Source organism: Streptomyces sp. HSW2009 (assembly GCF_040240285.1).
Classification (GTDB): Bacteria; Actinomycetota; Actinomycetes; order Streptomycetales; family Streptomycetaceae; genus Streptomyces.
The window spans coordinates 1-2,674 of sequence record NZ_JBEHZD010000801.1; the positions used below are offsets into that span (position 1 = coordinate 1).

Below are 2,674 nucleotides of genomic sequence, written 5' to 3' on the forward strand. Positions count from 1 at the left end.
CCCCCCCCCCCGGCCCCGGGGGCCCCACCGCCGGGCCCGGAGGGCCAGCCACCGCAGCCGGTCGCCGGGGACGCCGCCGGTTGGACGCTGGAGGAGCGGCTGTACAACCAGGTCTGGGGCATGTTCGAAGACCTGGCCAGGACCGTGGCCGCGTACCGCAGCGCCGTCGACTTCGCGGACTCGCGGATGGAGAAGGAGCTCGACTCCGTGCTCTCGGACCCGCGCACCCGCGTCGGACCGCAGGCCGATGCCGCACGCACCCAGGCGCGGGCCCGCCACACCGAGCTCGTGGAGCAGGCCCGTGCCGTGCTGGACCGGGACCTGGCCCAGCTCGCCGCCGAGGCGGAGGTCGTCGAGCCCGCGCTGCCGCCCGCCTACGCCCGCTGGGCCAGCCCGGTCTGGCAGGGCTATGAGGTGCCGATGGAACTCCCCATGGCGATGCGCCTCGGTGACCTGCACCTTCCGGAGCGTACGGAGCTGCGCATCCCGATGATCGTGCGGCTCCCGTTGGAACGTGGGCTCTGGGTGGACAGCGGGCGTGGTGGGTCGCCGGATGCCGCCATGGTCGACTCGACGGAGCTGCGCCGCCTGGCGATGGAGAGCGCCGTGGCGCACGCCGCTCGCCTGATCGCCGTCTACCCGGTGGGCGAGTTCACGGTCCACGTGATCGATCCTGCGGGGGCGGGTGCTTCCGCCCTCACGCCGCTGACCAGCACGGGTGTCCTCCAGGAGCCGCCGGCGAGCGGGGCTCAGGGCGTGTCGGCGGTGCTGGCCAAGCTGACCCAGCGGGTTGACCTGGTGCAGATGGCGGTGCGGAGCGGCGCCGTCGATGCGCTGCCCAGCGAGGTGGACACCGCTCAGCAGTTGTTGATCGTCAACGACTTCCCGCACGGGTTCGACGACCGCGCGGTGACCCAGTTGCGGTACCTGGCGGACGAGGGGCCCTCCGTGGGCGTCCATCTGATGATGGTGGCCGACCGGGAGGACGCGCGGGCCTACGGGCCGATCCTCGACCCGCTGTGGCGTGCGCTGTTGCGTGTGACGCCGATCCCCGACGACCATCTGGCCGACCCGTGGGTGGGCCACGCCTGGACGTTCGAGCCGTCGCTGATTCCGCAGGGCAGTGAGGTGGTCACGCGGGTGCTCGGGCAGGTCACGCAGGCCAGGGAGTCCTACCGGCAGCACGACGTGGCGGACTAAAGCCCAGGAGCTCGACGAGGGCCCCGATCACCGGCTCGGTGATCGGGGCCGTCGCATGCTCGCCACCTTCCGCGCATTTAGCTCACACTTTACCCTCTTTACTATTCCTTGGGTTTTCCTGTACGCTTCTTTGTGCGGAGGGGAGTACTCCCGAGTGCGGCGTTCCCGTCATCACGGACCTCGGTCCCGGGGCGTCGGTCGGGTCGGCCGATGGGCATGTGGTCGACTCAGGCGGAAGAGACCTCCGGCAGCGACAACGCTGAGAGTTGCCGTACGCAATCTGCCGGAGGAGCAGTGGACGTTTCGTTCGCCACCTGGGCGCTGACCATCGTTGGTCTGTCAGCCCTCATCGCCATCGACTTCTTCATCGGTGGCCGCAAGCCGCATGAGGTCTCCATCAAGGAGGCCGGAATCTGGACGGCGGTCTGGGTCGCCCTGGCCGGCCTGTTCGGGCTCGGGCTCTTCATCTTCGGGGGTGGTCAGCCCTCCGGCGAATTCTTCGCGGGGTTCATCACCGAGAAGTCGTTGAGCGTGGACAACCTCTTCGTCTTCGTCCTGATCATGTCGAAGTTCGCGGTGCCGTCGATATACCAGCAGCGGGTGCTGATGGTGGGCGTGCTGATCGCGCTGGTCCTGCGGGCCGTCTTCATCGGCGCGGGCGCCGCGATCATCGCCAACTTCGCCTGGGTCTTCTACATCTTCGGCGCCTTCCTCGTCTGGACCGCGTGGAAGCTCATCCAGGAGGCGCGGGCCGACGAGGAGGACGAGGAGTTCGAGGAGAACCGCCTCCTCAAGATGGTGGAGCGCCGCGTCCCGTCGACCGACAAGTACCACGGCACCAAGCTGTTCATCGTCGAGAACGGCAAGCGGCTGATCACCCCGATGCTCATCGTGATGCTGGCGATCGGCACCACCGACGTGCTGTTCGCCCTGGACTCCATACCTGCGATCTTCGGGCTCACCCAGGACCCGTACATCGTCTTCACGGCGAACGCCTTCGCCCTCATGGGGCTGCGACAGCTCTACTTCCTCATCGGCGGCCTGCTGAAGAAGCTGGTCCACCTCTCGTACGGCCTGTCGGTGATCCTCGGCTTCATCGGGGTGAAGCTGGTGCTGCACGCGCTGCACGAGTCCGGCGTCAACGTTCCCGAGATCAGCATCCCGGTCTCGCTCGGGGTGATCTGCGCGGTGCTCGTCGTCACCACCATCACCAGCCTGCGTGCCGCGAAGCAGCAGGCCGCGGCGGAGGACGGGGCCAAGGACGACGTCGACGCCTGACGTGCCGAGGCGCTCGCCGCCCCGGCCGTAGCCCTTGGGGCCGCGGCCGGGGCGGGCTCCGTACCCCCTCGCACACGACCGTGGCCCCGCGGGGCGGGGCGCCGGGGGGCGGGGTGGGGGGGGGGGGGGGCCCGGGGGCCCCCCCCGCGGCCGCCCCCCGGGGGGGGGGGGGGGGGGGGGGGCCCCGGGGGGGGGG

Annotated in this window: 1 protein-coding gene and 1 pseudogene; both read left to right on the forward strand. The window is 70.2% G+C overall.

Annotated features, from left to right (window positions below; translation table 11 throughout):
• A pseudogene (locus tag AAHZ94_RS32325) lies at positions 1-1,200 on the forward strand (TerD family protein); the annotation flags it as partial.
• Between the two features lie 294 nt (positions 1,201-1,494).
• On the forward strand, positions 1,495-2,478 hold the full coding sequence (locus AAHZ94_RS32330) for a TerC family protein (RefSeq protein WP_349997271.1): 984 nt from the start codon (positions 1,495-1,497) through the stop codon (positions 2,476-2,478).
• Positions 2,479-2,674: the final 196 nt, after the last annotated feature.